This is a genomic window from Moorena producens 3L (assembly GCF_000211815.1).
In the GTDB taxonomy this organism is placed as follows: domain Bacteria; phylum Cyanobacteriota; class Cyanobacteriia; order Cyanobacteriales; family Coleofasciculaceae; genus Moorena; species Moorena producens.
This window is the reverse complement of record NZ_GL890901.1, coordinates 1-24,960: the sequence shown is the minus strand read 5'-3', so window position 1 is coordinate 24,960 and position 24,960 is coordinate 1. Positions and strand designations below refer to the sequence as shown.

Genomic DNA, 24,960 nt, shown 5'->3' with positions numbered 1-24,960 from the left:
TATTAACTCTCAAACTCAGCACTTCCAAGCTGTCAAAATAGTTATCGGATTGAGAGGATTAAACCGAGTTAGTTTTCCCACAGGTACCGACTTTGATAACTGCACCTGTAACCATTGATAATTCCAGTGATCCCCCCTAACCCCCCTTAATAAGGGGGGGAAGGAATTTGCTCTAATCCCGCGCTCGGAAGGAGGTAAACGTTTAGACTCAAACCAACTATAAGCTGTATTAGTATGCTCAACTGTTGCTAACGCTAACACTATAATACCATCGAGCTCTAAGCGAGTATCACAGTAATCCAAAATTGATTGCAAATTTCCACCACTACCGCCAATAAAAATACGATTTGGTGTTGGTAAATCCTTCAAAACATCCGGTGCTGATCCATGAATTGATGTAACATTATTAACACCTAAACGTTGACAATTTTGCTCAATCAAAGCACTACCCATGGCTGTTTTTTCAATAGCATACACCTGAGATGTCTTCGATAAACGAGCAATTTCAATGGAAACCGAACCTGTTCCTGCACCAATATCCCAAACTGTTTGCCCTGGTTTGAGTGCTAACTCTCCTAGTAACAGCAGCCTGATTTCTCGCTTGGTCATTAAACCAGGGCGATCGCTAAAACTAGTAAATGTCTGATCTGGTAATCCCAGTATCGGTAACGAGTCTGGATCCAGGGATTGGTCAAGGGAATCAGGGTGACGTAGTAATACCACCACATTCAGGGGAGCAAAGGTCTGGTTCAATACTGCTTCTACACCAAGACATTGCACCCGTTCATCCATACCTCCCAAATTTTCACATACCCAGAACTGGTAGCCACTGGGTAAATCTAGCGCTAGCAATAATTTAGCGATCGCTTCAGGTGTATTGCTGCCATCCGTCAGCACTGCAATCTTGTCAACTCCCTGCTTCAAGGCTGGGATTAGTTGTTCGAGAGAACGGCCATGAGCACTGATTACCTTAGCATCTTGCCAAGCAACCTTAATCCGACTGAAGGCTAACTGAATCGCACTGACATGGGGATGAAACCTCAGCCTTGAGGGGGGAAGTTGGCTTAGGAGCAATCGTCCTAAGCCAAAAAACAATGGATCACCACTCACCAACACTACGATTAGGGTATCGTGATCAGCACTATCGAGCTGCTTACGAATTAATTCAATAGCGTCAGCAAAATTCCCCAATACCAGTTGTGACCCTTGGTGGTTGGGAAAATAACCTAAATGGCGCTGACTTCCTACCAATAGCGTCGCTCGTTCCACCAGCTCCTTGACTTGATCAGTTAAGCTAGCTGCTCCATCTAAACCAATGCCCACTACATGGATGGGTGACCTTTGGGATGTTTTATTACTCACTATCCCAAGCCAATACCATTAATCCATTCAAAATAGCTGCAGCCACTGGAGACCCTCCTTTAGCTCCTTCAACCCGAATCTGAGGGATAGATATCTTTGCCAAAGCAGCTTTCGACTCGAGCACTGAAACAAACCCAACCGTTGCGCCAATCACCAAAGCTGGTTTGACCTGAGAGTGGGGCAACTGCTCACATAAAGCCAACAATGCCGTAGGGGCATTACCAATCACAAAAATAGCCCCTGGAAACTGCTCAAAACATCGGAGTAAACCTGTTTCCGTGCGCGTCTTTCCTGGCAGAGCTACTGGTGCCTGGTCTACTGCGACGATCAGGGGATTACCAAAGGTTTTTGCCACCATACTGGCTATCCCCTGTTTGACCATTCCGACATCTGTAACAATTGGTGCTCCCTGCCGCAGTGCAGAAATACCAGATGCGATCGCATTTTCACTAAACCGAAGCAGTTGGGCAAATTCAAAATCAGCCGTACTATGGATTACCCTGCGCACAATAGCATACTCAGCTCGATTAAACTGATGCTCCCCAATCTGTTGGTCAATAATGGCAAAACTTTGCTCCATAATCGGATGCATCGACAATGCTTTCATCTCAATCCCCAACCCATACTCTGCTCCAACTTAAACACTCAGCACGCTACCCACTCAAAACTCCAAAACTGGCCATTCCGGTTCCCGCAAGAAGCGCATCATATTGTCAAACTTCCTTAATTGAGCCTGCCTAATCGATAGTACACTCCCTTCTACTTCTAGGGCTTGGCCACTTAACTCGAATAGGATATTGCTAATGCGATCGCTATCCAATTCCTGGGGGATATCTCCGAAATATCCTAGAGTGATGTGAGCCGTAAAATGGTATTGCTGTTCAATACCTAGAGCCATTAAATCAGAATTTTGATAAATACACCGACGCAGTTGCGCAATCCGATTGTATGCCTGTTCATCCTTGGGCGCTAGACATACACCAATCGCTCTGGGCATGACCATTAAGCCCAACAGCTGCCAGCTAATGGGATTACCACCATTTGCTAAAGACGTTTCCTGGCTGATACCGACATACTTGTCGAAACTTGCCTGTATCGACTGAAGCAGTTGAGTTTCAAACTGTGGATTTTCAGCCGTGGCATCTCGGTAAGCATTTTCCCAAATCAAGTCAGCCAGGGTTAAATGAAAACTATCCGGGGGTATGGGTACCATTAAACCCGGGTCTAGTTGCTGGATCAGCTCTTTTTGGAGCTGCTGCATGTTATTATAGAATGTTGAATTATTCGTCTCTTCCTCCCAAGGTGGTGTGATTACAGTGTAACCAGGAAAAGGGGCAGGCTCTCTGCTGCCATTAGGGAGACGTTTAAACTTGGGTGACTCTTGGATATTGAGTAACTGCGATTGATAGGTTGCGGTTAGGGTCAGCCGTGTGACCCGATTTAGATAACTTTGATATGTATCGTCCAATTTTGCCCCCTTACGTGTTCTGATATGGGAATTTACCAAAAAGCGATGGTGAAAGCCCCTGTCTTTTAAGCAGGGGATGAAACCGAGCGAGCCCTCACAGCCGACACATTTATGTGTCCTGTTTATAGTATAATGAGTAATTAGCGAGGAGGTGATCCAAGTGTACGGCTGTCAGCAAGTTTTATTGAGTCCAGATCTTGAGTTATTGGCAATTCTCAACTTTTTATGCACACAATCTCAGAGATTGACAAACATGGGCATCTACTTTGCCCGTCAACTCTACTTTAAAGCTAATCGCTACATCGACAAGTTTGAGCTAGAAAAAGAATACAAGCCCAATCGTCACTATAAGGCACTTCACTCCCAAGCAGCACAACAAATACTTCGTTCAGTGTACGAGTCCTTTAAATCCTACAAAGAATTGATTAAAGCATACCGAGAAGGGAAGATTGAGACTAGACCAAGACTGCCCAAGTATAGAAAAAAGGGAGGTTTGGCATTGGTCAGTTATCCCAAGCAAGCCTTAAGATTAATAGATGGAAACATAAGAATACCATTGGGCAGACAAGTAAAGTGCTGGTTTGGCATTGATAGTTTTAGATTACCTCTTCCTAGCAATATTAAATTTGATGACATCAGAGAATTAAGAATACTGCCAAGGAATAGATGTTTCTATGTTGAGTTGGTTTATAACAAAGGAATAGAAACACCAAGTGTAGAAATAAATAATGTACTTGGTATTGACCCAGGATTGGATAATTGGCTAACCTGTGTTTCTAATGTAGGAACTAGCTTTATTATTGATGGTAAGCACATCAAATCGATGAATCGTTGGTATAACAAACAGATATCAACAATCAAACAAGACAAACCACAAGGATTTTGGTCTAACCACCTAGCGGCGATAACTGAAAAACGTAACCGTCAGATGCGTGATGGAATTAACAAAGCCGCAAGACTGGTTGTCAATCATTGCTTGGAAAATCAAATTGGTCGAGTAATTTTTGGTTGGAATAAAGGAGGCAAACATGAGATAAGGCTAGGCAAAAAGACTAACTCGGAGTTTGTGCCAATTCCTACAGCTAGACTCAAAGAAAGAATTGCTCAGCTTTGTCAACAGTATGGAATCGAGTTCATAGAAACAGAGGAAAGTTATACCAGTAAAGCATCGTTCTTAGATGGTGACTATCTGCCAAAATATGGTGAAAAACCCGATGATTGGAAACCGTCAGGGAGAAGAACTAAGCGTGGTTTATACCGAACCACAATGAATTGGTATGTCAATGCGGATTGTAATGGTGCTGCCAATATAATACGTAAAGTAAGCAGAACGCTAGGTATTAGCCTAGACCGACTGGGTAGGGGCGTTTTGACTCGTCCCCACAGGGTTGTCCTGTGGTCAGTTAATAAGAAAACAGCGTGGAGTGACGTGGATTCATCCCGTCACGAAACATCCTTATTAGAATCCCCCGTCATTTATGCGGGGGAGTAGTCAACTCTATTGGGGAAAGGATGACTTTGCCATGGCTCAAGCCGTGGACAAACTGCGTCGATCCTTAGTTGACCCCAACTGGGCTAGTTTTAACTATGACAAAATTTCCCCAGACCAACCAGATGCTGTAATTCAAGCCTTGAATCAAGTAATGACTCCTCCGTTTGGCATCGGTGGACGTCTAGTGTGGTTAGTCGATACAACCCTGTGTCAGCAATGTTCGGACAATTTACTGGCAGAATTAGAGCGTACTATACCAGTCATTCCTAAACACTCCGTTTTGTTACTAACTACCCCCCATCGACCAGATCCACGACTCAAGTCCACGAAATTACTGCAACAGTACGCCCAGATTCAGGAGTTTGCTCTGATTCCCCCCTGGAAAACCCAGCAGCTAGTGCATCGGGTCAAGTCGTACTCCGTTGAATTTGGGATCAAACTAACCAATAGTGCGGCTGTTCTCTTAGCCGAATCCGTTAGCAATGACACCCGACAGTTATTCAACGAACTGGAAAAATTACGACTCTACGCGCTGTATGATAGCCAACCCTTATCAGAAAGTACCGTTGCCACCCTGGTAGTGGCTAATACTCAAAATACCTTGCAACTGGCAGAGGCGATTCGGCAAGGGGATGGGGCAAAAGCCTTAGAGTTGTTAGCTGCCTTGATCAACCACAATGAACCTCCTTTAAAGATTGTCGCTACCTTAATTACCCAGTTTCGTACCTGGTTGTGGGTGAAGTTGCTGGTAAGTGAGGGGGAAACTGATCCAAATGCGATCGCTAACACTGCCAATATCAATAACCCCAAACGAGTTTACTTCCTCAAACAAGACGTGGAGTTCCTTTCCCCCAAGCAACTGATCTCCACTCTGGGGGTGTTGCTGGAGTTAGACCATTACCTCAAAACCGGAGCAGACCCCCTTTCAACATTACAAACTAAGGTGATACAACTTTGTGAAATCTGTAACAGTTCAAGAGTTTAGAACCGTCAGTGGCTTCACCCAGGCTAGCTAAAAGGATTGAAGGTTAAATTCTTTTTATACTCATGCTTCATATTTACCAAGTAAGCATTCAGCCGTCAGCCGTGAGCTAAAAGCTCACGCTACTTGAGGTGCCGTCAGCTTATTTTATTTAAAAGCATCTCCAGTAGCCTGGCCAAAAGCCCAAAGCTGATAGCTGATAGCTGATAGCTGATAGCTTACATTCCCAATCCCCAGAATATCTTGCCTTATGAGGAACTTACCACCCATAAATTAATTCACATTAAACTAGCCCTTAGTGGTTTTGGTTATTGTTTGTTTTGCTCCTAATCTATCATCATGCTCACTGCTAACTCTCTAAAACTTAGGTTGACCCAACTTTTCTCCCAATCTCTCCTTGTGGGAGGACTTACTGCTATTAGTTTGCTCTCTGGATTTATCCCTGAGCTTTCTGAAGACTCTTATACCCTTGTGATTAGAACTTCAGCCTATGCTCAAGATGTCACCTCTGACATTAGTCCTAATGACGTCACTCAATATGCTGAAGTTCTATTACAAATAGAGCCTATTCGCGCATCTGCCTATGAAAAAATCACCACAATCCTAGGAGAGCAACCAGAAATTTTCTGCGATGACTCCGACAGCATCAATAAGCTGCCCTCCACCGCCCAAGAGATTGCTCAAGATTACTGCCAACAGTCAGAGGGAATTGTTTCTAAGTATTTTCCCGAAGGAGGAAATAAACGATTCAACGAAATTACTATTCAGATGCAAGATAATCAAAGTTTACGGGAACAGATTCAAAGTGAATTAGTGCGTATTCAACAAGCCAAATTTGACGCTAGCTTTTAGCTGGGGATAGCTCGAATCATCAGCCACTTATTCCCTTGACCCATAAGTTAAACCATAACGTCAACCATAATTAAATCGTTTTGGGAAAAGCGTAAGGGTCTCAACGTTCCTCTTGGGCAAGCAGTAAGACGAGTTGCACACCTGGGAATTATCAATCAAGTTTAGACCTATAGTGGTATAGTTACCTTGAAAACAACCATAATAGCTAGCCACTAGTAATAGTAAAAAATAGGCTAATCCAGCTTTCGGCTAGCCACTGCAGGTCGCTTATCTCCCAGAAAACGGCTAATGAACAAATTTATCTATCCCTTGGGATGGCTTGCCGGAATGATAGTGGTTTTGGTTGGATGTTCTTCCAGTCCAGACCCTGACCCCACCGCAGCTATCCCCACAGTAGCGTCAGATGCAGTAAAGAGTCAGGAATTGAAGAATTACGCCAAAGCTGTTCTGGCGATCGATCAAAATCGTCAAGGTGTCTATGAGGATATTCAGGAATTAACCAAAGACAAAGACAAGATAGTTCCTGAAATTAACTGCACCCAAGTAAAAACCATCGCAGGTCTACGTCGAAATATCCAAGATCTGGCTGTAAACTACTGTAAGCGCTCGAAAACCATTGCTGAAAGTCATGACTTGACCATATCTCGATTTAATTCCATTACCGTTAGCGCCCAATCGGATCAGAAGTTACAACGGCGCATCCACAATGAACTAGTTCGCTTACAACAAAATTGACAATATGTCAAGCTTGTAGGGTGGGCAAAAGCGGTCAGCGGTCAGCGGTCAGCGGTCAGCGGTCAGCGGTCAGTAGTCAGTAGTCAGTGGTCAGCGGTCAGTAGTCAGTGGTCAGCGGTCAGCGGTCAGCGGTCAGCGGTCAGCTTAAAATAAACCTCATTTGGGATAATTTAATAGTTCGAGATGTTACATAATTGAAAGTTTGGGGATTTACCAAAAAATTTGGGTTTAAAGCCCCGTCCTTATAGGAGACGAAACCTTAGAATTTTGAAGCCTTAATTAATAAGTTTTAACCCTTCTGCTCATAGCCTGCCCCCTTTAAAGGCTTCTTTATTCTTACGGTAACTTCTAGGGACGGCTTTTTTTGAAATTAAGACTTGACGGTTTGATCGCATCGTGTTAAGATAAAAAAAAATAATGTTATAGATAAACATGATCTTAAAATAAGTAGATGATGTAAAAAATAAGCTAAGATATCAGCTTATTGCATAATCAAATTCTTAGATTTGGATATCTACGAAAACATAAGATCAAGAAAAAGTTTATCTAACTTGTTAACTAGATTAGGTACGGTGGGGTTAGAAGTTACCGTATTCAGAGGGTCGCCTTTATAGTTAGTCGGCTATGAGTAAAAAGTTTTAACCTTTTTGATTAAGGCGACCCTCTGATAAGGTTTCGTTTCCGGCACACCGAAACCTGGGTCATAGACCAACTACGCTTGGGTCGAGGAGACCTCTATTTTTTCTGGCTCCGGCAAGGGTTTTACAAGTCACCTCGTAGAAGCAAGAATCCCCGTCCTTCCAGGGCGGGGAGTGTCAACCATCATAAGCATTCAGCTTTTGAATAAAATCAGCTAACCGCTGATAACTGACCGCTGATAACTGATAACTGATAACTGAATGCTGATAACTGAATGCTGATAATTGAATGCTGATAACTGATAACTGATAGCTGATAGCTTACCTTTGCTCACTTCACTTGGTATTTGTTTTAAACAGAAGTCTGAATTAAGCAATGGTAAATTGCCCATGCTCACCTTTACGAAACGCCTCAGAGCTAATCAGAATACTAAAGTCGGCTTTACCCTCTCCTTGACAGCCGAGGAGCGTACCCGAACTCGCCACCGCTTTGAAACAGCGGATGGTGAAAATTTGTATTTGCGTTTGCCTAGGGGCAGTGTCTTGCAGGATGGGGATTTACTGGAAGCTGAAGATACGAAGGTGATGATCCGAATTGCTGCTAAACCAGAACCGGTACTGACTGTCACTGCCAAAAAACCGGTGAATTTGCTGCGAGCTGCTTATCATTTGGGTAATCGCCATGTCCCTTTAGAAGTAACGGCTAGCTATTTAAGGTTATCTCCTGACCCAGTTTTGCAAGGGATGTTAGAGCAGTTGGGGGTAGAGGTACACCAGGAAGTGGTACCGTTTCAACCAGAAATCGGTGCCTATCGACATTGAGAAGTTTAAAGAGAACTGTTAAAAGAAAACTGTAAAAAAGAGGCACACCTAAGTGCGCCTCTTAATCAATCCTTCGGAACAGAAGCCCGATGGTTAGCCTCTTGCCACAGCTGATAGAGAAAAAACTCAACAGCATAGTTCATTGCTGTTACAAAAATTCCCTCTTCATCTTCTGGATCTGACGTTAGCCAGGTGCCTTGTAGGCTTACTTCAACATATTCCGCATCACAAATCGATAATGCGATCGCATCGGTTTTGTCTTGCTCCACAAACACCTCTAATTCCCTGAGGTGGGGCAAGTTAGCTGGTAGCAAAAATGACGCAGTGCTGGGTTCGATATAGAAACTTGCACCCGCACGGAGCGAGACAAGGGTTCGTTTTGTTACCCATTCTTCTAGGGATTGAGCCAAACGCTCTAGATAAAAGCTATTTTCGGTATAAATCAGTTTCAGCATTACCTGTAACTTCCTCCTCTAACCGATTGATTTGCTGTTGACGCCAAAACTGTTCCGCAAAAGCAACAGCTGGATGCATGGGTGCTTTGGGCTGCCTGGGTAATTTCATTCCCGCTTGGTGGGGAGTGCGGTTGCCTTTAAGGCTGTTACAACGCTCACATGCTGTAACGACGTTGTCCCAACTGTGTTTCCCGCCTTTTGACCGAGGCATGACATGGTCGAGGGTTAGCTTTTTGGTGCTGCCACAGTATTGGCACCGATGCTTGTCCCGTCTTAAGACCTCCCGCCGATTTACTGGAGGAACTCGCCAAGTTGGTTCAGTTTCGGTAACTATCAAGCGGATATGGCTTGGTACCAAGATCACCACACTAGGAGAACGGACTTTGTAGCCCTTACCACCAAAGAAATCGATTGGTTCAGCTTTCCCGGTAACCAACAGAGCAATCGCTCGTTTGATATTGACTCGATTAATGGGTAAGTAGTTTTTGGAAAAAACCACTACCGATTGCCTCAACACCTCAGTTGTGCTTGTCACGGATTGACTCCTCATAAACCAAACCCCCGCTTCTGTTTGTCAGGAGCGGGGGCGTTTAAGATTTTTTAGGGTAGGCTGATTGCTATGTCAGTACTGCTAGCGTTCGCCTATACCTCCCGCTGTGTCTATTTAGTTTCAGATTGATCTCTGGCCGACAATTGATTGGTTGTGAATCATGCCTTCTATACTCGACTGTTCCCTGTGCGATCGAGTCATATTTGCCCCTAAACAAAAGCTCCACCCATATTGCCCCGAATCCCGAACCGCCGAAGCAGTTGATATCTGAGCAATTGGTGGAGGAGGTTAAATGATGACTCATAGAAGATGAAATGTTTGAAGGCGAAATTTGTGAAAAACGATTTTCAAGCCGCTTTTTAAATACTACACTTGTATTACGGGAATGTCCAGATATTTGGAGGAAAAAATTAATGCCTACACTCACCCGTCAAAACTCAACCACTGATATGGAAGTTACCAGCATCCGCCTGGAGCGACAGTTGAAAGATAAACTCAAAGAACTTTCTGGCAGTCAGGGGTATCAAGCTCTGATTCGAGATATTCTCTGGAACTATGTCCAGCACAAGTCCGGTGATTATCGACCTCAATTTTGTAAGTCTGATATCAGAGCCACCATTAAAGCGATCGCTGAGCGCAAAGAGCGTTGTGTACTGACTGGCAAGTTTATAGAACCCCAAGAGCCGATGTTATTAGGACTGACGATCAACGGAGAAATGCTTCCCCTCAGTATTGATAGTCTGTCCGACTGTTAAGCGTTTGCCTCGATACAATTGAAGAGACATGCGATCGCATGTCTCTTCTGAGTCCTTAACTAGGCACTAACTAGGAACTTTTGTAGGTTGGTTAACGAGTTGGAACCTGTAAGGGTGGCACTTGCGGAAGCTCAAGTTTTGGTGCTTCAAGAACTGCTGGGGCTTCTGGTGTTGCTGGCATTTCTTCAGTGTCCATAGCTTCTGGGATTTCTTCAGTGTCCATAGCTTCTGGGGCTTCTGGGCTTTCTGGCATTTCTCGCGTTTTAGTAGCTACTTGCAGATATAAATCAGAACCCAGTGTTAGTGGTAAATCCTCTTCCGGATTAATGATCATTGGATTTTGCTGCTCGGGTTCTTGATTAGAATCACCACCAGTTAAGACACCAGTCAAAATATTAACCGCAGCACCTTCTAATGTTTGTTTCTCCGTATCATCAGGCTTAGCATCAGTAACCAGTTTCGAGGTGGCATTGATGGTGTTATAGGATAATTCACCAATTTTAAGTTTTTGAGCCACAAACTGAGTACCAAGAAACTGAGAACCACTATAACGCGGTACTAATTGACCCTCAATCTCGCTGTCTTTTGGAATTAATACTATTCCTTGCTCATTTTTGATGTCTTCAGCCACTAACAGCGTCATATCAATGGTTTCACCACGCTCCACAGCCAATTTTTCTGATACTGTGTAGGCTACATTAATCACTGTGCCTTTGGAAACTTGATATTCCTTAGTTTCTGGGAGTTCATCTTTAGTAGTCATTGACTCAGTGGACTCAGTCCCCTCAGTCCCCTCAGTTTTTTCAGTTGGCTCAGTTTCCTCCATCAGGCTGTCGTCAGTGACAGGTTTAGTCTCTTGCGTCAGCTGAGCAATATATTGAGAGGCTGGATGTTGACTAGACAGGGGAGCTAATACCTCTTGATTCACCAAAGCTTGATGAATAAAGGCTGCCACATCAGCACGGGTGGCAGGTTTACCAAAATCAAGATAGGTTACATTCGGGTAGTTAACCACCATAGCCTTTTCGGTAGCAGCCGCAACGCTATCTTTGGCATAGTCAGGGATTCGGGATAGGTCTTCATAGGAAGAGAGGGTGTTCTTTACTGAACTACTAGAGTATAAACCCAAACCATTTAAACCCAAACCATTAGTCAATGACACCAATACTTGTCCCCGAGACAGTGGCGAAGATGGACGTAGTTGGCGGTTGGATTTATCCTGCTCAGTTAGGTTACGACTTACCCAATACTCAGCCGCTTCACGATCAAATGTTTTGGGCAAGGCTAAATTATTTTCGCTGAAAGCTTGGCTCACCATCCCAGAAAACTGAGCGTAAGTAACAGCTTGATCAGGTTTAAAGGTGCCATTAGCATATCCACTTACCAGGTTTTCTGCTGCCAACCCTTCAATGAACGGTTTTGCCCAATGACCTTGAATATCAATAAAGCTAGTTTGGTTTGGTACCGCAATTACCATCGGCGCAGTGACACCAGTAACTATTCCCAACAGCAACATGGCAGTGCTCGTGGAATTCCAAGTAGACGCACTAGACATAGAACACAACTCTCCTGATTTAGATAACTCTTCCAGACAGCTCAACTCCTTAGTTATCAGAGTTGACACCCTCCCAAACACCATCCCCAGACGCACAGGTGAAGTGAAAGTTCCCAGGTTTTAAAAAAAAGATCGGTAGAGGTAGCAGAGTCATATCAAGTGCAGTTAATCAGTTACAAAAGTCATTAATCGTAGGGTGGGCAGTGTCTAGCAACGCGCTTTGCAAACTTCTGAATCTGTCTGCTGCACTGCCCACCCTACATGAACTTACAAAAGGGAGTAGAGAACAGGGAATCGGGAATCGGGAATCGGGAACAGGGAATCGGGAAAAAATCCTGTGTATTTTATTAATAAGATTTGTAAATTTAGCCAGATTGGCGAGACAAATTTATGCTATGGGATTTTTATTTATAGTATTGACGGTTGGAGAACGTTTATGTTTTTAGAAAGTGTAATCCTTTTCTTTAAGCGCTTAGCTGCTGATAAAAATTTCCGTAGCCAGCTTGAAGATGCTGCAAGTCCAGAAGACTACCAAACCATGGTGCGAGATGCTGGCTTTGATTTCACACCAGAAGACTTGGAAACTACCACAGCTAAAATTCTCGATGAGAATAAGCTTAGAGATTTAGACGATAATTTCAAGCATCTCAGTGAAGAAGACCTAGAAGTACTTGTTGGTGGCGTGTTTAGAGGCTACTGTGGTTGGCCATGGGGACCTATACATCCGATTGAGCCACCCAAACATAAGCCACCTATTACGATTCAGCCCGTCTATGGAGTAGTCATCGAGCCTGGACCGAAACCTCCTCAAGCGATCGCATTGTATGGGGTTTCCCTACCTCCTGATCAAATTGCTTACATTTCAAAAGACGCGAACACAGACAATATTTCATAGTCTACGGAGTCGGGAGCGGTGCGACCCGTGGCGAATTTAATTCGCCTACGGAAAGCGCACCGAGGGAATCGGGAGTCGGGTGTCGGGTGTCGGGTGTCGGGTGTCGGGTGTCGGGAATCGGGAATCGGGAGTCGGGTGTCGGGGTAAGACGAAAATTTACTGTACCTCGTCAGTAAGATAAACGCTATAAAAATATTTCCTATCTCCCCATCTCCCTATCTCCCCATCTCCCCATCTCCCCATCTCCCCATCTCCCCAAACTTCCCACACTCTTACCCCTCTTACCTATTGCCTCTTGCCTTTTGCCTTTTCCTGCAATTCGTGTGTTTACAACCTAGATACAAACGTGCTTAGTTATGACTTATCGCCGAATTAGTTATGCGGTTTGGGAAATTACTCTTAAATGCAACCTAGCTTGTCAGCACTGTGGTTCTCGTGCTGGTCATGCACGGGAAAAAGAACTGTCTACAGAGGAAGCTCTGGATTTGGTCAGACAGATGGCCGAAGTTGGGATTACAGAAGTCACCTTAATTGGGGGTGAAGCCTTCTTACGTCCGGACTGGCTAGAGATTGCCAAAGCCATTACCGAGGCAGGAATGGTTTGTGGTATGACCACTGGTGGATTTGGGATTAGTTTAGAGACAGCCCGCCGGATGAAAGAGGCTGGAATTCGGGTAGTTTCCGTTTCTGTGGATGGCTTAGAAGCAACCCACGACCGCCTAAGGGGGAGAAAGGGTTCTTGGCAATGGGCATTTAAGACCATGAGCCATCTCCAGCAAGCCGGTATTCCTTTCGGCTGCAATACTCAAATCAATCGCCTCAGCGCACCAGAATTTCCCCAGATTTACCAGCTGCTTCGGGATGCAGGAATCTTTGCCTGGCAGATTCAGTTAACTGTACCCATGGGAAATGCAGCTGACAATTACGACATTCTGCTCCAACCCTATGAACTGCTGGATTTATATCCCATGATTGCTCGTGTAGTTGAGCGGGCTTATAGCGAAGGGGTGAAAGTACAGGCCGGAAATAATGTAGGCTATTACGGTCCCTACGAGCGACTACTGCGAGGGCGAGGAGAGAGCAATCCCTGGACATTTTGGCAGGGATGCCAAGCTGGACTCTCTACCTTGGGCATTGAAGCCGATGGTGCAATCAAAGGTTGCCCTTCCTTACCGACTTCAGCTTACACCGGAGGTAATATCCGAGACCACTCCCTCAGGAAAATTATTGAAGAAACTGAAGAATTGCGGTTTAACCTAGGAGCCGATACTCCCAAAGGGACATCCCATCTGTGGGGCTTCTGCAAGACTTGCGAATTTGCTGAACTATGTCGCGGTGGTTGCTCTTGGACCGCTCATGTGTTCTTTGACCGCAGAGGGAATAATCCTTACTGTCACCATCGGGCCTTAACTCAAGCATCTCAAGGAATTCGAGAGCGAGTTGTGCCTAAAGTAAAAGCCCAAGGACTTCCCTTTGATAACGGTGAATTTGAAATTATTGAAGAGCCAATAAACACTCCTTGGCCAAACAATGATCCCCTCCACTTTAGTGCTGATCGCATTCAGTGGTCAGACCATTGGCAAGATCAAAAAGAATTAGTGGCGTCTTTATAGGTTTTAGGGAGCAGGGATCCCCCCTAGCCCCCCTTATTAAGGGGGAGCAGGGATCCCCCCTAGCCCCCCTTATTAAGGGGGGAAGGGAATCGGGAGTCGGGAAGAAAATTTATAGCGTTTATTGCATGTATGAGGTGTAATAATCAACCTCAAAGTCCCCCTTTTTAAGGGGGACTTTAGGGGGATCCCTTTGTCCCTCATGGGAAAGAGAATTGCTATAAATGTACTTCACGCTTACTAGGAAACCCCTATAGACTTAGCCACAGTTGTCGGGAACCTCTCAATTTCACTGAGCTCTTACAGCACTAAAAAACAACTTATTATTGGAAATAACAACAATAATTTTCAGTGATTAAATAATCAAATATTATTCCTATTTCCTACTCCCTACTCGGGTACATCTAATTTTTGCTATTTGGGTGGTGCGTTACGGGACGGAATTTCCTAACACTTTCTACCGATAAAATAAGGTTTCGCCCGTCCCTAACGCACCCTACGCAACATTTACTCTTTCCCCTCTTGCCTTTTGCCTTTTGCCTTTTGCCTTTTGCCTTTTTCAGCAATTCGTGTGTTTACAACCCAGATCCAAACGCTATATACCACTATGCAGGATAAAAATAACTCGTTAGAACCATCCCTTGATAACTCTCAGACTCCAAGGGAATCTGTTACAACCTTGTTACCTCGAACGGCATGGACTAGTAATTTAGCTTATTGGAGAGTTCTTTTAAAAGCTAAGATTGCTTTAGACAAAATTGAGAAAGAAGCAGTCAAAAATCCTAGCCATAAATTTGGTGATTGAATTTTAAATATAGCGTTTTCAATACTTATTAGGTACACAAATTTTTTTTCCTATTCCCTATTACCTAAAATCAAAAAATTGTGTACCTCAGCAAATTTAAAAGCGCTATAGTGTCAGATTTGTCCACATGAACTACCCCGCCCTAGCTCGGGACGGGGTTTCAGCAGACCCGTCTGATGAGCGTGATTTTTGACGCTTCATCTTCCCTAGTTGCTTCATCGATCCAGTGTACTTACTGGCCTTTAAAGTAGAGCTAGAAAATCCACGTTTATCGAGGTCATTCCCGTACCCCGGCTGATTACCTAGTGCTGCGTTGTACATCACCATGGAGCTGGTTTTATCCCGTGAAAGCCGAAATCCGCACTCATCACAGACGTGATAACGATTAGAGAGATTAGCCCAGTCTTTATGGACTTTTCCGCACTTTGGGCAGCGTTGCGATGGCTTTAATTGCTTGGTGGGTAGTTGAAGCACTATTCCACCTTTTAGCTTAATTTTGTAGGACAGCATCTTGTTAAGAGAGCCAAAACCAACATCAAGAATGGATTTGTTCAACCCAGCCTTTTGTTTTTTGCGCTTTGACTCTTTCTTTGCCTTACGGGTCATCCCTTTCGTATTTAGCTTTTCAGTTACACCGATGTCATAACGACTAGCTAAATCTGATGTAACTTTGTGCTGCCAGTCTTTTCTCTGATTACCAATTTTGCGTTTAATTTGAGATTCCCGTCTATTGGCTTTTTTCCAGCGACTTGATGGCTTTACTCGCTGTTTGCGATTAGGGGCGCGTTTTCTACGTTTATCTTTGCCAGCAGCTTTCAGCAATGGTTCTAAAGTACGAGTGAAGCGCTGATTTTCGATCTCATTGAACTCGGAGCCATCAAAAGTAGTAATAGCCGTCTCTGTTCCCAAGTCATAAGCTACAACCGACTCATAACTTAAGTCTGATTCAGAACCATACTTAGGTTCGGGTACATCCACTTTTACTGTGATCGATGCAAACCATTGATTTAGTCGCGGCTTGTAAACAACGGTCAAAGTGGATGGCTTTCCCCAATGTTTGGCTTTACCTCGCATCTTGATTTGGATTTTTAAGTCATTTAGCACTAGAATTCCATGTTTCCCGTTGCTGTTAGCTTTCCATCCAGAAGTGCTGGGGTAAGTCCAACCAGAATAATCCCTGATAGACTTGAATCTTGGGAACTTTCTTAATCCCTTTAAGAAGCTGTTGTAAGCTAAATCTACCCGTTTAACTGTTGCTTGCAATGAGGTACTGTAAAGGCCTTTGTACTCAGGCCAACACTCTTTGTATGCTGGCAAAATATTCTGCTGTTCAAGGTAATCGACACTTTTTCGATTAACCTTCCATTCATAGCGGCGGTGAGCTAAGCAGGCATTGTATAGAAGTTGATGTAACGAACGGGCATAAAACAACTTAGTTTTTTGTGACTCAGTTGGATACAGCCGAAATGTCTGTCTTAGCGTCACAACAGTAATCTCAACCCCTTATTTGCAGTCAGTCGATGTTTTTTATAGAATCATTATAACATGGATAAACGGAACTGACAAGGGGTATCCAGGATTATTATGAGGAAAGGCTCTCACGTGGTTTTCTCTATTCACCTGCACATTGTTTTTGTAACAAAATACCGTCGCCAGGTGTTTACCAAGGGAATGCTAGATGGGAGCAGGTCAAAGAAGCCGAACTTTTGAACTACTTGACAAAACAACTTTAATCCTGTGATCGAGCCGGTCTTAGTTGCAGAACAGATGAACTATTTACAATTAGAGCAAGCAATTACCCATGAGGGGGCTATAGATCAGGTAAAAATATTAGGCTTAAGTGACATGCTCCCCCTATTACCTATTACCCATTACCTATTACCCATTCCCCATTCCCCATTCCCCATTCCCCATTCCCCATTCCCCATTCCCCATTCCCCATTCCCCATTCCCCATTCCCCAGATAAGCGTACTAATGTTGCTGCATAAGTGACATGCTCCCATGCTAGATCGCATGGCTCAAGTATTCACGAGAGTATTGGAGCCAAACAAATGCAAATTAGAAGAATTCAACGGTGAACCAGATCATGTTCACTTGATGGTAAGTCTTCATCCTGACAATAACTTATCTGATTTGATTGCATCCTTGAAATCAGCTAGCAGCAGGATTCTTAGGAAAGAGTTCAAAGAAGAAATCGATAAGCATTACTGGGGGAAGAAAGTAAAACTATGGCATGACTCTAAATGCATAGTTTCTTGTGGCGGAGCACCTTTAGAGAAAGTCAAACAATATATCGTAAATCAATCAGGCGGACGGAATTGAGGGGTCTATCCATCCCCACCCGTCCCAGGGATGGGGAATTTCGACCCCTCAAACTCCCCATTTGTTAAAATCTCTGGATCGAGGGTTCCTTTAGGAGGAGCGCCTGGATCCCCGATCCTTCTGACAATAAGTTCTGGTGCTTGGCGCATCAGTTGGGTTCGGTAAAGGGAGGCGATATGCTCGTCCAGTAAATATTGGATTGTCATACAGCGCTCGTCCGTTCGGATGACTCTTGCCCCAGAGCGGCTTCTGCTTTCAATTGCCGGAACCTCTGCCGTGCAGGAGAAGGATTTTGTTTTTGTTCTTCTCGTTGTTGGCGACAAAACTCTAGCCATTCAGCTAAGTAAGCGCTGACCTCTTCTTTCTTGTGTAGATAGTAGAGAATAGTGGCATGGACTTGTTCTAGGGTAATGGTCTCAAATTGTTGGGTAATTTCTTCAGGGGTTTTGGCGCGATAGATATATTCGTAGAGGACGCTTTCGATACCAATGCGGCTACCTTTGATGCGAATGTCGTCAGAGGCTAGGAAGTTGAAGTAGTCTTGGATTTCCATGAAAATTTGTAATGATTGGGTAAAACCTTTTTTTAATTGCGGAATCTAGCTATCGAGCATTTTTACACAGGAAAATCATGGGTTAATATTGGCATTTTTTTATTTTTATTTGTTGTTTTAATTGGGCGTTTGGGTTGGATTTCGGTGCGTTAGACTTTCGTGCTTCTCACCCTACGCAACATTTACTACGCGAACGCACTATGCAATACCATTATTTTATTCTCCATAATGAGTTTTGGCGCGGTGAATATAGATCAGCTTCTGCTCATTGTCAATTGTGTAAATAATTCTATCTTTATAACTTAAACGCATAGAAAAGAAACCAGCAAGATTGCCCACCAGCTTTTTACCAGCATAAGGATTTATACTGATCGTGTCCTGAATCATTGTTTTAAGTTTTTGCTTTAATTTGGGCGTAAGTTTGGCAACATCTCTCTTGGTGCGCGTTCCCTAGGTCGGGAAACCCGACCGGGGTCGCACCGCTTTTTTCGCCTCTTTGGTAAAACGAACTTCGTAAACCATTAATCAATGTCTCCCAAGACTTCATCTAGGGAGTAGGTTTCCTTATTGGTTATTTGTTCAAGGGATTTTTGTAGGCTTTCCCTCATTCCAGGGATGGAAAGTAATTCTAAGGTTTCTTGTAAGCTTTCATAGTTTTTTCGAGAAATTAAAACAGCAGAACCATTAGAAATCTCTATTTCATAAACTTTGTTTTCTTCTGTGACTGATTCAACTAGGTTAATTAACTCTTTTTTGGTAGCAGTAACCGTCAGCTTTTCCATTTTATTGATTACCTCTTTTTGTTATTATAGCAGTTCTCAATTCGGTAGATAAGGAATATATTCGTCTGATCATATTTAGGAATCCCGTAAGCATTCATCAGTCAAAAATGGAACGGGCAAGATGCCCATTCCACCAACATCCCCATTCCACCAACATCCCCATTCCACCAACATCCCCATTCCACCAACATCCCCATTCCACGACAATATGCAACGCCTAATCACCTTGGCCAATAGGCCACGCGATCGCTAAAAGCGGGACGCGCGTCCATCGCGTTCAACCTAATAACCTACCCTTCTCGAACACCAAAAGCGAACAACCTCATAACCTTGGCCAATAGGCCACGCTACGCGAACAACCTTCTAACTAACCTTGGCCAATAGGCCACGCTACGCGAACAACCTTCTAACCTTCAACCTTCAACCTTCAACCTTCTAACCTTCAACCTTCTAACTAACCTTCTAACCTTCAACCTTCTAACCTTCAACCTTAAACCTTCTAACCTTAAACTCCCCAAAAAAAATAGCCGCAGAACTACCTTCCACGGCTAAGAAATTTTACTATGCCTGAACTTCGTAAACCAACCCAGAAATAATCCGATCTCATTGGCCCAAGGCCAAGCTATGCGAACAGATTTGATTCTTGGGCTAGGGGGGAAACCCCCCCCTACTAAGTTAGTCTAATCTAGAATTATGTACTTCGTCATAGTGGTGATGAATTCGCCAGGAATTCCCGTCGGCTGAAGGGGGCTCCAGTCGGAAATTTGGGCATAACGCAGTGCAGAAAGAGTATACATGGTGTTGCTTATTGCCCGGCGGGAGCCCTTCAGAATATGCTGAACGGGGTATTTTTTTGGAGAAGGTTCCTGAGGAGTATTACTAGGAGTGATTTCCTCAGGATTGTTTTCTTCATTCGGGCGAAAGTTGTCAGGCATAGTTCAAAAGTGGTTTTGAAATTAATAATATAATCATAACGATTATATTATTAATTGTCAAGGGTTTTTATCAAGGGGTGACAACAAGGCTATAAAACAGTCTGGATAATGGATAGAGCATTAAGTCCTCACTTAAAATAGAGACGTTTGTGAGGTTTTTCTCAAGGGGTGACAAGGGAGCTATAAAGTAGAGAAAATAATGCTTTAAGCCAATCCTTATCTATAAAAATAGGGAGGTATGAGACCTCCCCAAAATCAATAATGTTCCCTGGCCTTTCGGCCACGCTACGCGAACAATTCTACCAAACCGTCTTCGAGACTCATCTGAATACTTGCCAATATTTAACTCTACAATTGTTAATCTTGCTCCTGCAAGACCATCGAAATGTTAGCTTATCGAGATTGGCAAAACTCTTTCCACAGCCAATAAAATATGAAAGCAGAGTACGCAATATTCAAAGGTTTTTGAATTTGCTTAAGTTAAGCGCAAAACTGTTGTGGTTTCTTACAATCAAGCAAATAATAAAACAAGAAGTTCACAACTATCAAAGGATTTATTCGGCCAAAATTAGTACCAAAACTTTGGGATAATGCCTGTGTTGTTATGGATAATGCCAAAATCCATTTGGGAGAAATGGTAAGAGAAGTGATTGAAGAAGCTGGAGCTAAACTAGTTTATTTACCCCCCTACTCTCCCGAATTTTCGCGGTGCGACCCCGCGCTTTTTCAAAGCTAAGCGTGAACGCGCACCAAGAGAACCGATATAAAATTTTTGATCAAAAGTTAAAAGTACTTTAAAAAAAATCGGAGCAAGAACCTATAAAGATTTAATTGATGGGATTACCTCCGCAATGCTGAAGGTGACTCAAGAAAATATTCATAACTGGTTAACTCATTGTTGTTACTGTACCTCATGAGTCCTAGAAACGCTATATCCTGACAAGTCTCCAGAAGAGTCAACTGACTTTATAATTGTCTTGATGCAGTCGCTTTATGGGAATCGTTGGGGTATTGAAACAATGTTCAAACATTACAAAACTGGATAATATAATCTGACAAAATACGATAGTTAATAAGCCGCGTTTTATGGCTATTATTTCGCTCATTACTCTCGCTTATAACCTAGCCAGTTTCCAGGGAAAATATTTCCCAAAAAAAAATGAGAGTTAATGAGTATATTTGTCGCCCGAATGAAAAGAAACGTTCTGTTAAAATACACAGTTATTTTTGGATAGGATTATATGGGTCTCTATGGGTTGAATCGATCCATGGAACTTTGGTCAGACCTCGCTACTGATCTGATGAATCTCAAACCTCATAAACACCTCAATTTTATCAAAGGCATAAAAGCTCTATCCCTTATACAGTCTATTATACAGTCTATCTTTCTTGTAGCTGTATTTTCACCCCTTAAGGGTACTTCCAAGGAATGGGAGCCCCTTAAGGAGTATGGGTTAGGAGTGGAGTGTTACAGCGGTTTTCAAGATAGTTTACTACAGGTCATTGTTGAGCCGAATAGCAAGTCAATACAATTTTGTATTCCATCAACTTGAAAAGCGCTATAAGGCTTGAGTTAGTCTCTGATAACAAAACAGTTAATGCGCTTTTTTCCACTCCAATCGCTACATGGGTAGCACTTAATCAGAAATCACACGGATGACATTCGGCATAATCCCACCATGATACAACACCGCGTTGAGAAAAGCAGGCTTCAATAGGATTATCAGCATCAATAACTGGTATGCCGGAACAATTTGGAGTGCTGAATCCCAGATAATTCCCTGCCATGGCCGATCCCGATGTAAAAAGCATCATGGTAAACAGACATGCGATGGCTGTGACAACTGTCTTTTTCACTAAATTTAACATTGGATTTGTCCTCTGTTTCGTGTTGTTTATTTTTGCTCAATTACCTGAGTGATTCTAACTCCCAGAGAAAGCTTTGACCACATTGGACTCAAGCTTTATCCCTTGTCATCTTCGTCACTCTCATCTACCAGACGTTTTCCTTGTTGATTTTCTGAATTTTTTACCCGCATTCCCGTTTTTTTTACGTATACCCCATCCAAGTCAATCCCTTTCCCTCGTCTGCCTGCCTCCTCTTACGGAAGTTCTCGCTTTCCATTTTTAGCCCGTCAAAGTCAGGTCGGGATGAGATTATTCGGAAAACCTGCTTTCCTGTAGCTATTCGGGAAAGAGCGATCGCCCTGGCTGCCTGACACAAGTGGCTCAAAGCTTGCAATGACGTTGTTTGCTAGAATTGGGGCAGAGTGATAGGCAAGCGCAAGAGTCACTACACAACTAGCTCAACAGCAAGCATGTCTTACTCTACCCAACTTTATAATCAGCTATTTAACTTTTTGCGTCAATACAGCCGCTACCGCGTACTGCGTCATATCAAAGCTAATGCTTGGATGGTGTTCGCGTAGCGTGGCCTTTTGGCCAGCGCCTTAATCTGTAGTGGATAGTTTTGCCAACCGGCCACCGGAGCCTTATGTCCCGAGTCGTGCCAAATTTGCCCAAAGTGTTGAACGCGCCTTGGCAGCGCTTTTTGAGCAATACTCGCCATTTGTGTGAAGTCGCGCTTATTTTCCCCGCTTTTTTACTCGCCTTAAAAGATTGGCAGTCTCACCGTCTAGATCTTGCCCTCGATACCACAGTCAATTGGAATCGCTACTGTATGATTCATCTATCGGTGGTCTGTTGTGGTCGCGCCGTACCATTCCTATGGCGGGTACTGGAACACAACAGCGCGGCAGTAGCCTTCGATACATATCGACCCAAGTTACGTCGAAGCCAGTGGCTATGAAGTCAACATCCTGATGTGATGTTGAAAGCCCATCGGGGCAAAGCAAACCACGATCTGATTAGTTGGTTACAAGCTAGCAATTGGCACTACTGCCTACGATTGCCCTGTGATGTACTGCTTCATGGCCCCCATCGCTATCCCGTTGAAGTCAGCTATCTCTGGCCACCATTAGGAGAAGCTGTCTTTTATCGTAATGTTGGTCTATGGCTTGATGGAGTACATCGTTGTAATCTTGTATTAGCCAAGGTCAAAGGGGTCAAGGAGCCCTGGGCCGTTATTACCGATCAGCCTCCCACCTTACTTTCTTTGTGGCAATACGGTTTGCGTTTTAGGGTAGAGGAACTATTTATAGAATCGCAAATCCGGAGCCAAAGAAGCTCGAAGACTCTCGCATTCGCTCAGCTGTTGCACGCTTAGCGGCTTATGCCCGTGGCTGCCGTGGCCTTGCTTTACGCCACCACCGCCCGTGGCATGGCTGTTCTTCTTGTTGGCTTACGGCGACAGGTAGATCCCCATTGGTTTCGAGGCCTCAGCTATCTCAAAATTGGTCTGCGTTGGCTCAAGGGCGTAGTCAATAAAGGTCGGCTACTTTTAACGCCAGTACCATTGTTGCCTCTTGATCCACAACCATGCTTTGCTAGCCATCAAGCCAAGTCTGATTACTACGACCAGATCTGGTTTTCGCGCATCCGGTCATTACAGTGTAGAACTAGGCTGTTGAGTTTGAATCCCTTATGCCGATAAAAGTTCATGCAGTTTATATGTCAATTTTTGTAGTCTGAAAAATAGCCCGACGCTTGGCCAAGGGAGATTCTCCAAAGTGCTGTCGATACCAATGTTGGACATCACAGAAGGAAACTGTTTCCATGGCAGTTTTAACAAGTTCAGAGGTCAACTGGGTGGTGAGCAGAGGCAGTGTCAAGAGTAAATGCCCCATATGCTTCAGGGATGACCTTTGGGAAAACAGTTTATATTTACCAAACACAGACTCGATGAGATCAGAAGAGGCAAGTAGGGGCTGATTAGGAGGCAATGCTGTGGTTTCATGGTCAATATAGGCAATTAACTTGGCCAAAAAGTCCTCTAATCGTTTCGATAAGGTTAAATCAGCTGTTTGTTTGATAAAGTCTGTTTTCGAGTGTTGGTTAAACCCTTGATGCTTAAGCTGGTATTGGAGGGTGCGCACTAAGAAAAGCATCTGGTTGAAGGGTTCGAGGGCCTCCTGATAGTCCGACACCCAACCCAATTTTTCCTCAAAGTACCGTCTACCGAGGTCAGCGGTTTGGCAAATTAAGGAACCAACGTCACAGAAAACTGCCTCTGAAAGACACCCTTAGAGGGCTTCAATAAAGGCTTTCTGGTCAGGAAATGGCTTTTGTTTAAGGGGTTTTAAGGCCGCATTGACCTCAGTAGTCAACTGCTCACTCAAGGTTTTTAAGGCACTCGAATCTAAGCAGTAGCCAGGATTGACCCTTGAGAAATCCTGCTGCTTCTGATAGGCCAATACGAGTTTGGCCCACTTCAATAAGGTGTCAATATTGAAGTATCGAGCTTTGGATCGTTGTGCGGGTGGTCTTAAAAAAGATAATCGACTCTGCTGCAACTGTTGACGAGTACGGGTACACCGACTGACAAAGCGCTGATAGATTGGATCGAGCTCTAACTCACCTTTGAGTAATCGGGCACTTTGATGAGTCACATCATAGGTCACCTGCACAGAAGGATGAGCTTGATGGTATAAGCGAATGCCCTTATAGAGATCACTGCCTTGGTCTGAGACAAGCTGTAAGGGGACCCCGACCTGGTCACCAACCGCTTCGAGGATGGGGTAGATCAAGTCTCCTTTAGTGCTCTTCATGACCTTTAACGCTAGTAGTGACAAGTCCTGATAGCACAATTTCCCAGCTGATTGCTCGACGATTTGCTTCCACCGAGCTTGGCTGATTCCTAACACTACTAAGCATTTGTGAGCCCCTAATTCCAGGGTAAGATCGGCAATGTATAGCCAGTCGTGACGATACTCGCACGGACGCTGTAGCAAGTATAGTCCCATCCGCAATACCCATTGCCGAATACTACTATAACTCGGTAAAATTTGACCGATGAACCGACTCAATAGGGCAAAATTTTTCGAGGCTCCCCGGAAACTGCTTAAACTTTCAACCACAAACGAGATGGCTAAGCTAATCGTCAATGCTCCATAATGGTGGCTGGCTAACAGGGTGCCTTGGGTTTCAACGATCCCAACGGTGGCAGAGCCGCCTAAGGACGGGGGGGGACTGCTGTCTGATCAGACAGGGGGCTAAGCGATGGGGATGAGGTCTGTTGACGATACCCTCGCACTTCCTTTTCCGCTATCTGGGCTCGTCGTTTCCACAGGGCTCGACTTTTCTCTAAGTCCCGAATCCGGATTTCTTGTGCTCGCAATTTCTTTTGCTTCTCACTCGCTCTTTGCTTCCAACGATCACGGCTTTGCTTAAGTAAATTGGCCAGACGCTCAATTGAGCTTTGTATCCTTGTATCATGGGCAGATCCTGGCAACCTCTTCACACAGATTATGCATGAACTCATCCCATCATCAA

Annotated in this window: 32 protein-coding genes and 3 pseudogenes; 19 read left to right on the top strand and 16 right to left on the bottom strand. The window is 44.0% G+C overall.

The genetic code is table 11. From position 1 onward, the window contains the following. Positions 1 to 15: 15 nt before the first annotated feature. From LYNGBM3L_RS13310 to LYNGBM3L_RS13300, 3 genes are read right to left on the bottom strand one after another with little or no spacing between them, the layout of a single operon-like run. Positions 16 to 1,362 carry a bifunctional cobalt-precorrin-7 (C(5))-methyltransferase/cobalt-precorrin-6B (C(15))-methyltransferase gene (locus LYNGBM3L_RS13310; protein ID WP_008183861.1) on the bottom strand — a complete coding sequence of 449 codons (1,347 nt, stop codon included), beginning with the start codon at positions 1,360 to 1,362 and terminating at the stop codon, positions 16 to 18. Further along, positions 1,355 to 1,969 (bottom strand): cobalt-precorrin-8X methylmutase, encoded by a 615-nt coding sequence (locus tag LYNGBM3L_RS13305; RefSeq protein WP_008183858.1) that lies wholly within the window; start codon positions 1,967 to 1,969, stop codon positions 1,355 to 1,357. The genes LYNGBM3L_RS13310 and LYNGBM3L_RS13305 overlap by 8 nt, the downstream gene beginning before the upstream one ends. 54 nt (positions 1,970 to 2,023) lie before the next feature. Further along, positions 2,024 to 2,830, bottom strand: a complete 807-nt coding sequence (locus LYNGBM3L_RS13300; RefSeq protein ID WP_044493066.1) for a DUF1868 domain-containing protein — start codon at positions 2,828 to 2,830, stop codon at positions 2,024 to 2,026. Positions 2,831 to 2,990: 160 nt separating this feature from the next. Here LYNGBM3L_RS13300 and LYNGBM3L_RS13295 point away from each other — a divergent pair, with 160 nt between their 5' ends. The 5 genes from LYNGBM3L_RS13295 (at position 2,991) to ureE (ending at position 8,351) form a co-directional block, all read left to right on the top strand. Beyond that, positions 2,991 to 4,322 carry an RNA-guided endonuclease InsQ/TnpB family protein gene (locus LYNGBM3L_RS13295; RefSeq protein ID WP_048815244.1) on the top strand — a complete coding sequence of 444 codons (1,332 nt, stop codon included), beginning with the start codon at positions 2,991 to 2,993 and terminating at the stop codon, positions 4,320 to 4,322. Then, a complete protein-coding gene (gene holA, locus LYNGBM3L_RS13290) occupies positions 4,309 to 5,307 on the top strand; it encodes a DNA polymerase III subunit delta (RefSeq protein WP_008183851.1) in 999 nt (332 codons plus the stop codon). The genes LYNGBM3L_RS13295 and holA overlap by 14 nt, the downstream gene beginning before the upstream one ends. Before the next feature lie 336 nt (positions 5,308 to 5,643). Further along, a complete protein-coding gene (locus LYNGBM3L_RS13285; protein WP_008183846.1) occupies positions 5,644 to 6,156 on the top strand; it encodes a DUF4168 domain-containing protein in 513 nt (170 codons plus the stop codon). Between the two features lie 288 nt (positions 6,157 to 6,444). Next, positions 6,445 to 6,891, top strand: a complete 447-nt coding sequence (locus LYNGBM3L_RS13280; protein WP_008183844.1) for a DUF4168 domain-containing protein — start codon at positions 6,445 to 6,447, stop codon at positions 6,889 to 6,891. 1,028 nt (positions 6,892 to 7,919) lie between these two features. Then, positions 7,920 to 8,351, top strand: coding sequence for an urease accessory protein UreE (gene ureE, locus LYNGBM3L_RS13275; protein ID WP_008183842.1), 432 nt, complete (start codon positions 7,920 to 7,922; stop codon positions 8,349 to 8,351). Between the two features lie 65 nt (positions 8,352 to 8,416). Here the strand turns inward: ureE and LYNGBM3L_RS13270 are convergent, their stop codons facing one another. Together LYNGBM3L_RS13270 and LYNGBM3L_RS13265 are read right to left on the bottom strand one after the other, a co-directional pair. After that, positions 8,417 to 8,806, bottom strand: a complete 390-nt coding sequence (locus tag LYNGBM3L_RS13270; protein WP_008183840.1) for an alr0857 family protein — start codon at positions 8,804 to 8,806, stop codon at positions 8,417 to 8,419. Then, entirely contained in the window at positions 8,778 to 9,356 is a 579-nt protein-coding gene (locus tag LYNGBM3L_RS13265) for an HNH endonuclease (RefSeq protein WP_008183838.1), read from the bottom strand. Before LYNGBM3L_RS13265 ends, LYNGBM3L_RS13270 begins: the two co-directional genes overlap by 29 nt. A 413-nt stretch (positions 9,357 to 9,769) precedes the next feature. Here LYNGBM3L_RS13265 and LYNGBM3L_RS13260 point away from each other — a divergent pair, with 413 nt between their 5' ends. After that, positions 9,770 to 10,111 (top strand): hypothetical protein, encoded by a 342-nt coding sequence (locus LYNGBM3L_RS13260; RefSeq protein WP_044493063.1) that lies wholly within the window; start codon positions 9,770 to 9,772, stop codon positions 10,109 to 10,111. A 91-nt stretch (positions 10,112 to 10,202) separates the two neighbouring features. Here LYNGBM3L_RS13260 and LYNGBM3L_RS13255 read toward each other — a convergent pair whose 3' ends face one another. Next, a complete protein-coding gene (locus LYNGBM3L_RS13255; protein WP_161603161.1) occupies positions 10,203 to 11,666 on the bottom strand; it encodes an S-layer homology domain-containing protein in 1,464 nt (487 codons plus the stop codon). Between the two features lie 203 nt (positions 11,667 to 11,869). Here LYNGBM3L_RS13255 and LYNGBM3L_RS43420 point away from each other — a divergent pair, with 203 nt between their 5' ends. The 4 genes from LYNGBM3L_RS43420 to LYNGBM3L_RS45685 all read left to right on the top strand — a co-directional run bounded on the left by LYNGBM3L_RS43420 (position 11,870) and on the right by LYNGBM3L_RS45685 (position 14,976). Next, entirely contained in the window at positions 11,870 to 12,112 is a 243-nt protein-coding gene (locus LYNGBM3L_RS43420; protein WP_154659772.1) for a hypothetical protein, read from the top strand. After that, the gene (locus tag LYNGBM3L_RS33930; protein ID WP_048815242.1) at positions 12,103 to 12,561 is read left to right on the top strand and encodes a Nif11-like leader peptide family natural product precursor; all 459 of its coding nucleotides are present in this window, start codon (positions 12,103 to 12,105) and stop codon (positions 12,559 to 12,561) included. The genes LYNGBM3L_RS43420 and LYNGBM3L_RS33930 overlap by 10 nt, the downstream gene beginning before the upstream one ends. A gap of 356 nt (positions 12,562 to 12,917) precedes the next feature. Continuing rightward, positions 12,918 to 14,174, top strand: coding sequence for a nif11-class peptide radical SAM maturase 3 (locus tag LYNGBM3L_RS13245; protein WP_008183830.1), 1,257 nt, complete (start codon positions 12,918 to 12,920; stop codon positions 14,172 to 14,174). Between the two features lie 526 nt (positions 14,175 to 14,700). Then, complete coding sequence (locus LYNGBM3L_RS45685; RefSeq protein ID WP_131826977.1) at positions 14,701 to 14,976, top strand: hypothetical protein; 276 nt, start codon at positions 14,701 to 14,703, stop codon at positions 14,974 to 14,976. Between the two features lie 132 nt (positions 14,977 to 15,108). On the opposite strand, the gene LYNGBM3L_RS13235 is transcribed toward LYNGBM3L_RS45685, so the two are convergent. After that, positions 15,109 to 16,461, bottom strand: a complete 1,353-nt coding sequence (locus LYNGBM3L_RS13235; protein WP_008183826.1) for an RNA-guided endonuclease InsQ/TnpB family protein — start codon at positions 16,459 to 16,461, stop codon at positions 15,109 to 15,111. Positions 16,462 to 16,560: 99 nt separating this feature from the next. Here LYNGBM3L_RS13235 and LYNGBM3L_RS49860 point away from each other — a divergent pair, with 99 nt between their 5' ends. The 3 genes from LYNGBM3L_RS49860 to tnpA are packed head-to-tail and all read left to right on the top strand — an operon-like array spanning position 16,561 to position 17,299. Next, entirely contained in the window at positions 16,561 to 16,686 is a 126-nt protein-coding gene (locus tag LYNGBM3L_RS49860; protein WP_202799200.1) for a transposase, read from the top strand. A 57-nt stretch (positions 16,687 to 16,743) separates the two neighbouring features. Next, complete coding sequence (locus tag LYNGBM3L_RS13230) at positions 16,744 to 16,965, top strand: hypothetical protein (protein WP_044493059.1); 222 nt, start codon at positions 16,744 to 16,746, stop codon at positions 16,963 to 16,965. Positions 16,966 to 16,978: 13 nt separating this feature from the next. Next, complete coding sequence (gene tnpA, locus LYNGBM3L_RS13225) at positions 16,979 to 17,299, top strand: IS200/IS605 family transposase (RefSeq protein WP_008183821.1); 321 nt, start codon at positions 16,979 to 16,981, stop codon at positions 17,297 to 17,299. A 5-nt stretch (positions 17,300 to 17,304) separates the two neighbouring features. Here tnpA and LYNGBM3L_RS45680 read toward each other — a convergent pair whose 3' ends face one another. The 4 genes and pseudogenes from LYNGBM3L_RS45680 to LYNGBM3L_RS13210 form a co-directional block, all read right to left on the bottom strand. After that, the gene (locus LYNGBM3L_RS45680; RefSeq protein WP_008183819.1) at positions 17,305 to 17,505 is read right to left on the bottom strand and encodes a hypothetical protein; all 201 of its coding nucleotides are present in this window, start codon (positions 17,503 to 17,505) and stop codon (positions 17,305 to 17,307) included. Further along, complete coding sequence (locus LYNGBM3L_RS13215) at positions 17,502 to 17,852, bottom strand: DUF433 domain-containing protein (RefSeq protein WP_008183817.1); 351 nt, start codon at positions 17,850 to 17,852, stop codon at positions 17,502 to 17,504. The genes LYNGBM3L_RS45680 and LYNGBM3L_RS13215 overlap by 4 nt, the downstream gene beginning before the upstream one ends. A 216-nt stretch (positions 17,853 to 18,068) precedes the next feature. Next, positions 18,069 to 18,374: pseudogene (locus LYNGBM3L_RS36425) on the bottom strand (type II toxin-antitoxin system RelE family toxin). Beyond that, positions 18,374 to 18,634, bottom strand: a complete 261-nt coding sequence (locus tag LYNGBM3L_RS13210) for a type II toxin-antitoxin system Phd/YefM family antitoxin (protein WP_008183813.1) — start codon at positions 18,632 to 18,634, stop codon at positions 18,374 to 18,376. The pseudogene LYNGBM3L_RS36425 and the gene LYNGBM3L_RS13210 overlap by 1 nt, the downstream one beginning before the upstream one ends. Positions 18,635 to 18,755: 121 nt before the next feature. On the opposite strand from LYNGBM3L_RS13210, the gene LYNGBM3L_RS48620 reads away from it, so the two are divergent. Then, positions 18,756 to 18,887, top strand: coding sequence for a hypothetical protein (locus LYNGBM3L_RS48620; protein WP_267872026.1), 132 nt, complete (start codon positions 18,756 to 18,758; stop codon positions 18,885 to 18,887). Positions 18,888 to 19,314: 427 nt separating this feature from the next. Here LYNGBM3L_RS48620 and LYNGBM3L_RS36420 read toward each other — a convergent pair whose 3' ends face one another. Continuing rightward, the gene (locus LYNGBM3L_RS36420) at positions 19,315 to 19,569 is read right to left on the bottom strand and encodes a hypothetical protein (RefSeq protein ID WP_008183810.1); all 255 of its coding nucleotides are present in this window, start codon (positions 19,567 to 19,569) and stop codon (positions 19,315 to 19,317) included. A gap of 261 nt (positions 19,570 to 19,830) precedes the next feature. Between LYNGBM3L_RS36420 and LYNGBM3L_RS47350 the strand changes: the two are divergent. Then, positions 19,831 to 20,103 (top strand): annotated as a pseudogene (locus LYNGBM3L_RS47350) (hypothetical protein); the annotation flags it as partial. A gap of 7 nt (positions 20,104 to 20,110) precedes the next feature. Then, positions 20,111 to 20,486 (top strand): annotated as a pseudogene (locus tag LYNGBM3L_RS47345) (transposase); the annotation flags it as partial. Between the two features lie 724 nt (positions 20,487 to 21,210). Here LYNGBM3L_RS47345 and LYNGBM3L_RS40580 read toward each other — a convergent pair. Next, on the bottom strand, positions 21,211 to 21,438 hold the full coding sequence (locus LYNGBM3L_RS40580; RefSeq protein ID WP_131826978.1) for a hypothetical protein: 228 nt from the start codon (positions 21,436 to 21,438) through the stop codon (positions 21,211 to 21,213). Positions 21,439 to 22,084: 646 nt separating this feature from the next. Here LYNGBM3L_RS40580 and LYNGBM3L_RS40575 point away from each other — a divergent pair. From LYNGBM3L_RS40575 to LYNGBM3L_RS13180, 3 genes are read left to right on the top strand one after another with little or no spacing between them, the layout of a single operon-like run. Then, the gene (locus LYNGBM3L_RS40575; RefSeq protein WP_165691833.1) at positions 22,085 to 22,378 is read left to right on the top strand and encodes a hypothetical protein; all 294 of its coding nucleotides are present in this window, start codon (positions 22,085 to 22,087) and stop codon (positions 22,376 to 22,378) included. An 18-nt stretch (positions 22,379 to 22,396) separates the two neighbouring features. After that, positions 22,397 to 22,795 (top strand): hypothetical protein, encoded by a 399-nt coding sequence (locus tag LYNGBM3L_RS13185; RefSeq protein ID WP_008183801.1) that lies wholly within the window; start codon positions 22,397 to 22,399, stop codon positions 22,793 to 22,795. Between the two features lie 6 nt (positions 22,796 to 22,801). After that, positions 22,802 to 23,122, top strand: a complete 321-nt coding sequence (locus tag LYNGBM3L_RS13180; RefSeq protein ID WP_229414470.1) for a hypothetical protein — start codon at positions 22,802 to 22,804, stop codon at positions 23,120 to 23,122. A 13-nt stretch (positions 23,123 to 23,135) separates the two neighbouring features. Here LYNGBM3L_RS13180 and LYNGBM3L_RS47340 read toward each other — a convergent pair whose 3' ends face one another. The 3 genes from LYNGBM3L_RS47340 to LYNGBM3L_RS45675 all read right to left on the bottom strand — a co-directional run. Further along, a complete protein-coding gene (locus tag LYNGBM3L_RS47340) occupies positions 23,136 to 23,615 on the bottom strand; it encodes a hypothetical protein (protein WP_008183798.1) in 480 nt (159 codons plus the stop codon). A gap of 96 nt (positions 23,616 to 23,711) precedes the next feature. After that, positions 23,712 to 24,572 (bottom strand): hypothetical protein, encoded by an 861-nt coding sequence (locus LYNGBM3L_RS47335; protein WP_229414468.1) that lies wholly within the window; start codon positions 24,570 to 24,572, stop codon positions 23,712 to 23,714. A gap of 68 nt (positions 24,573 to 24,640) precedes the next feature. Beyond that, positions 24,641 to 24,960, bottom strand: a 320-nt coding sequence (locus LYNGBM3L_RS45675) for a hypothetical protein (protein WP_008183794.1), incomplete at its 5' end; no start/stop codon positions are given.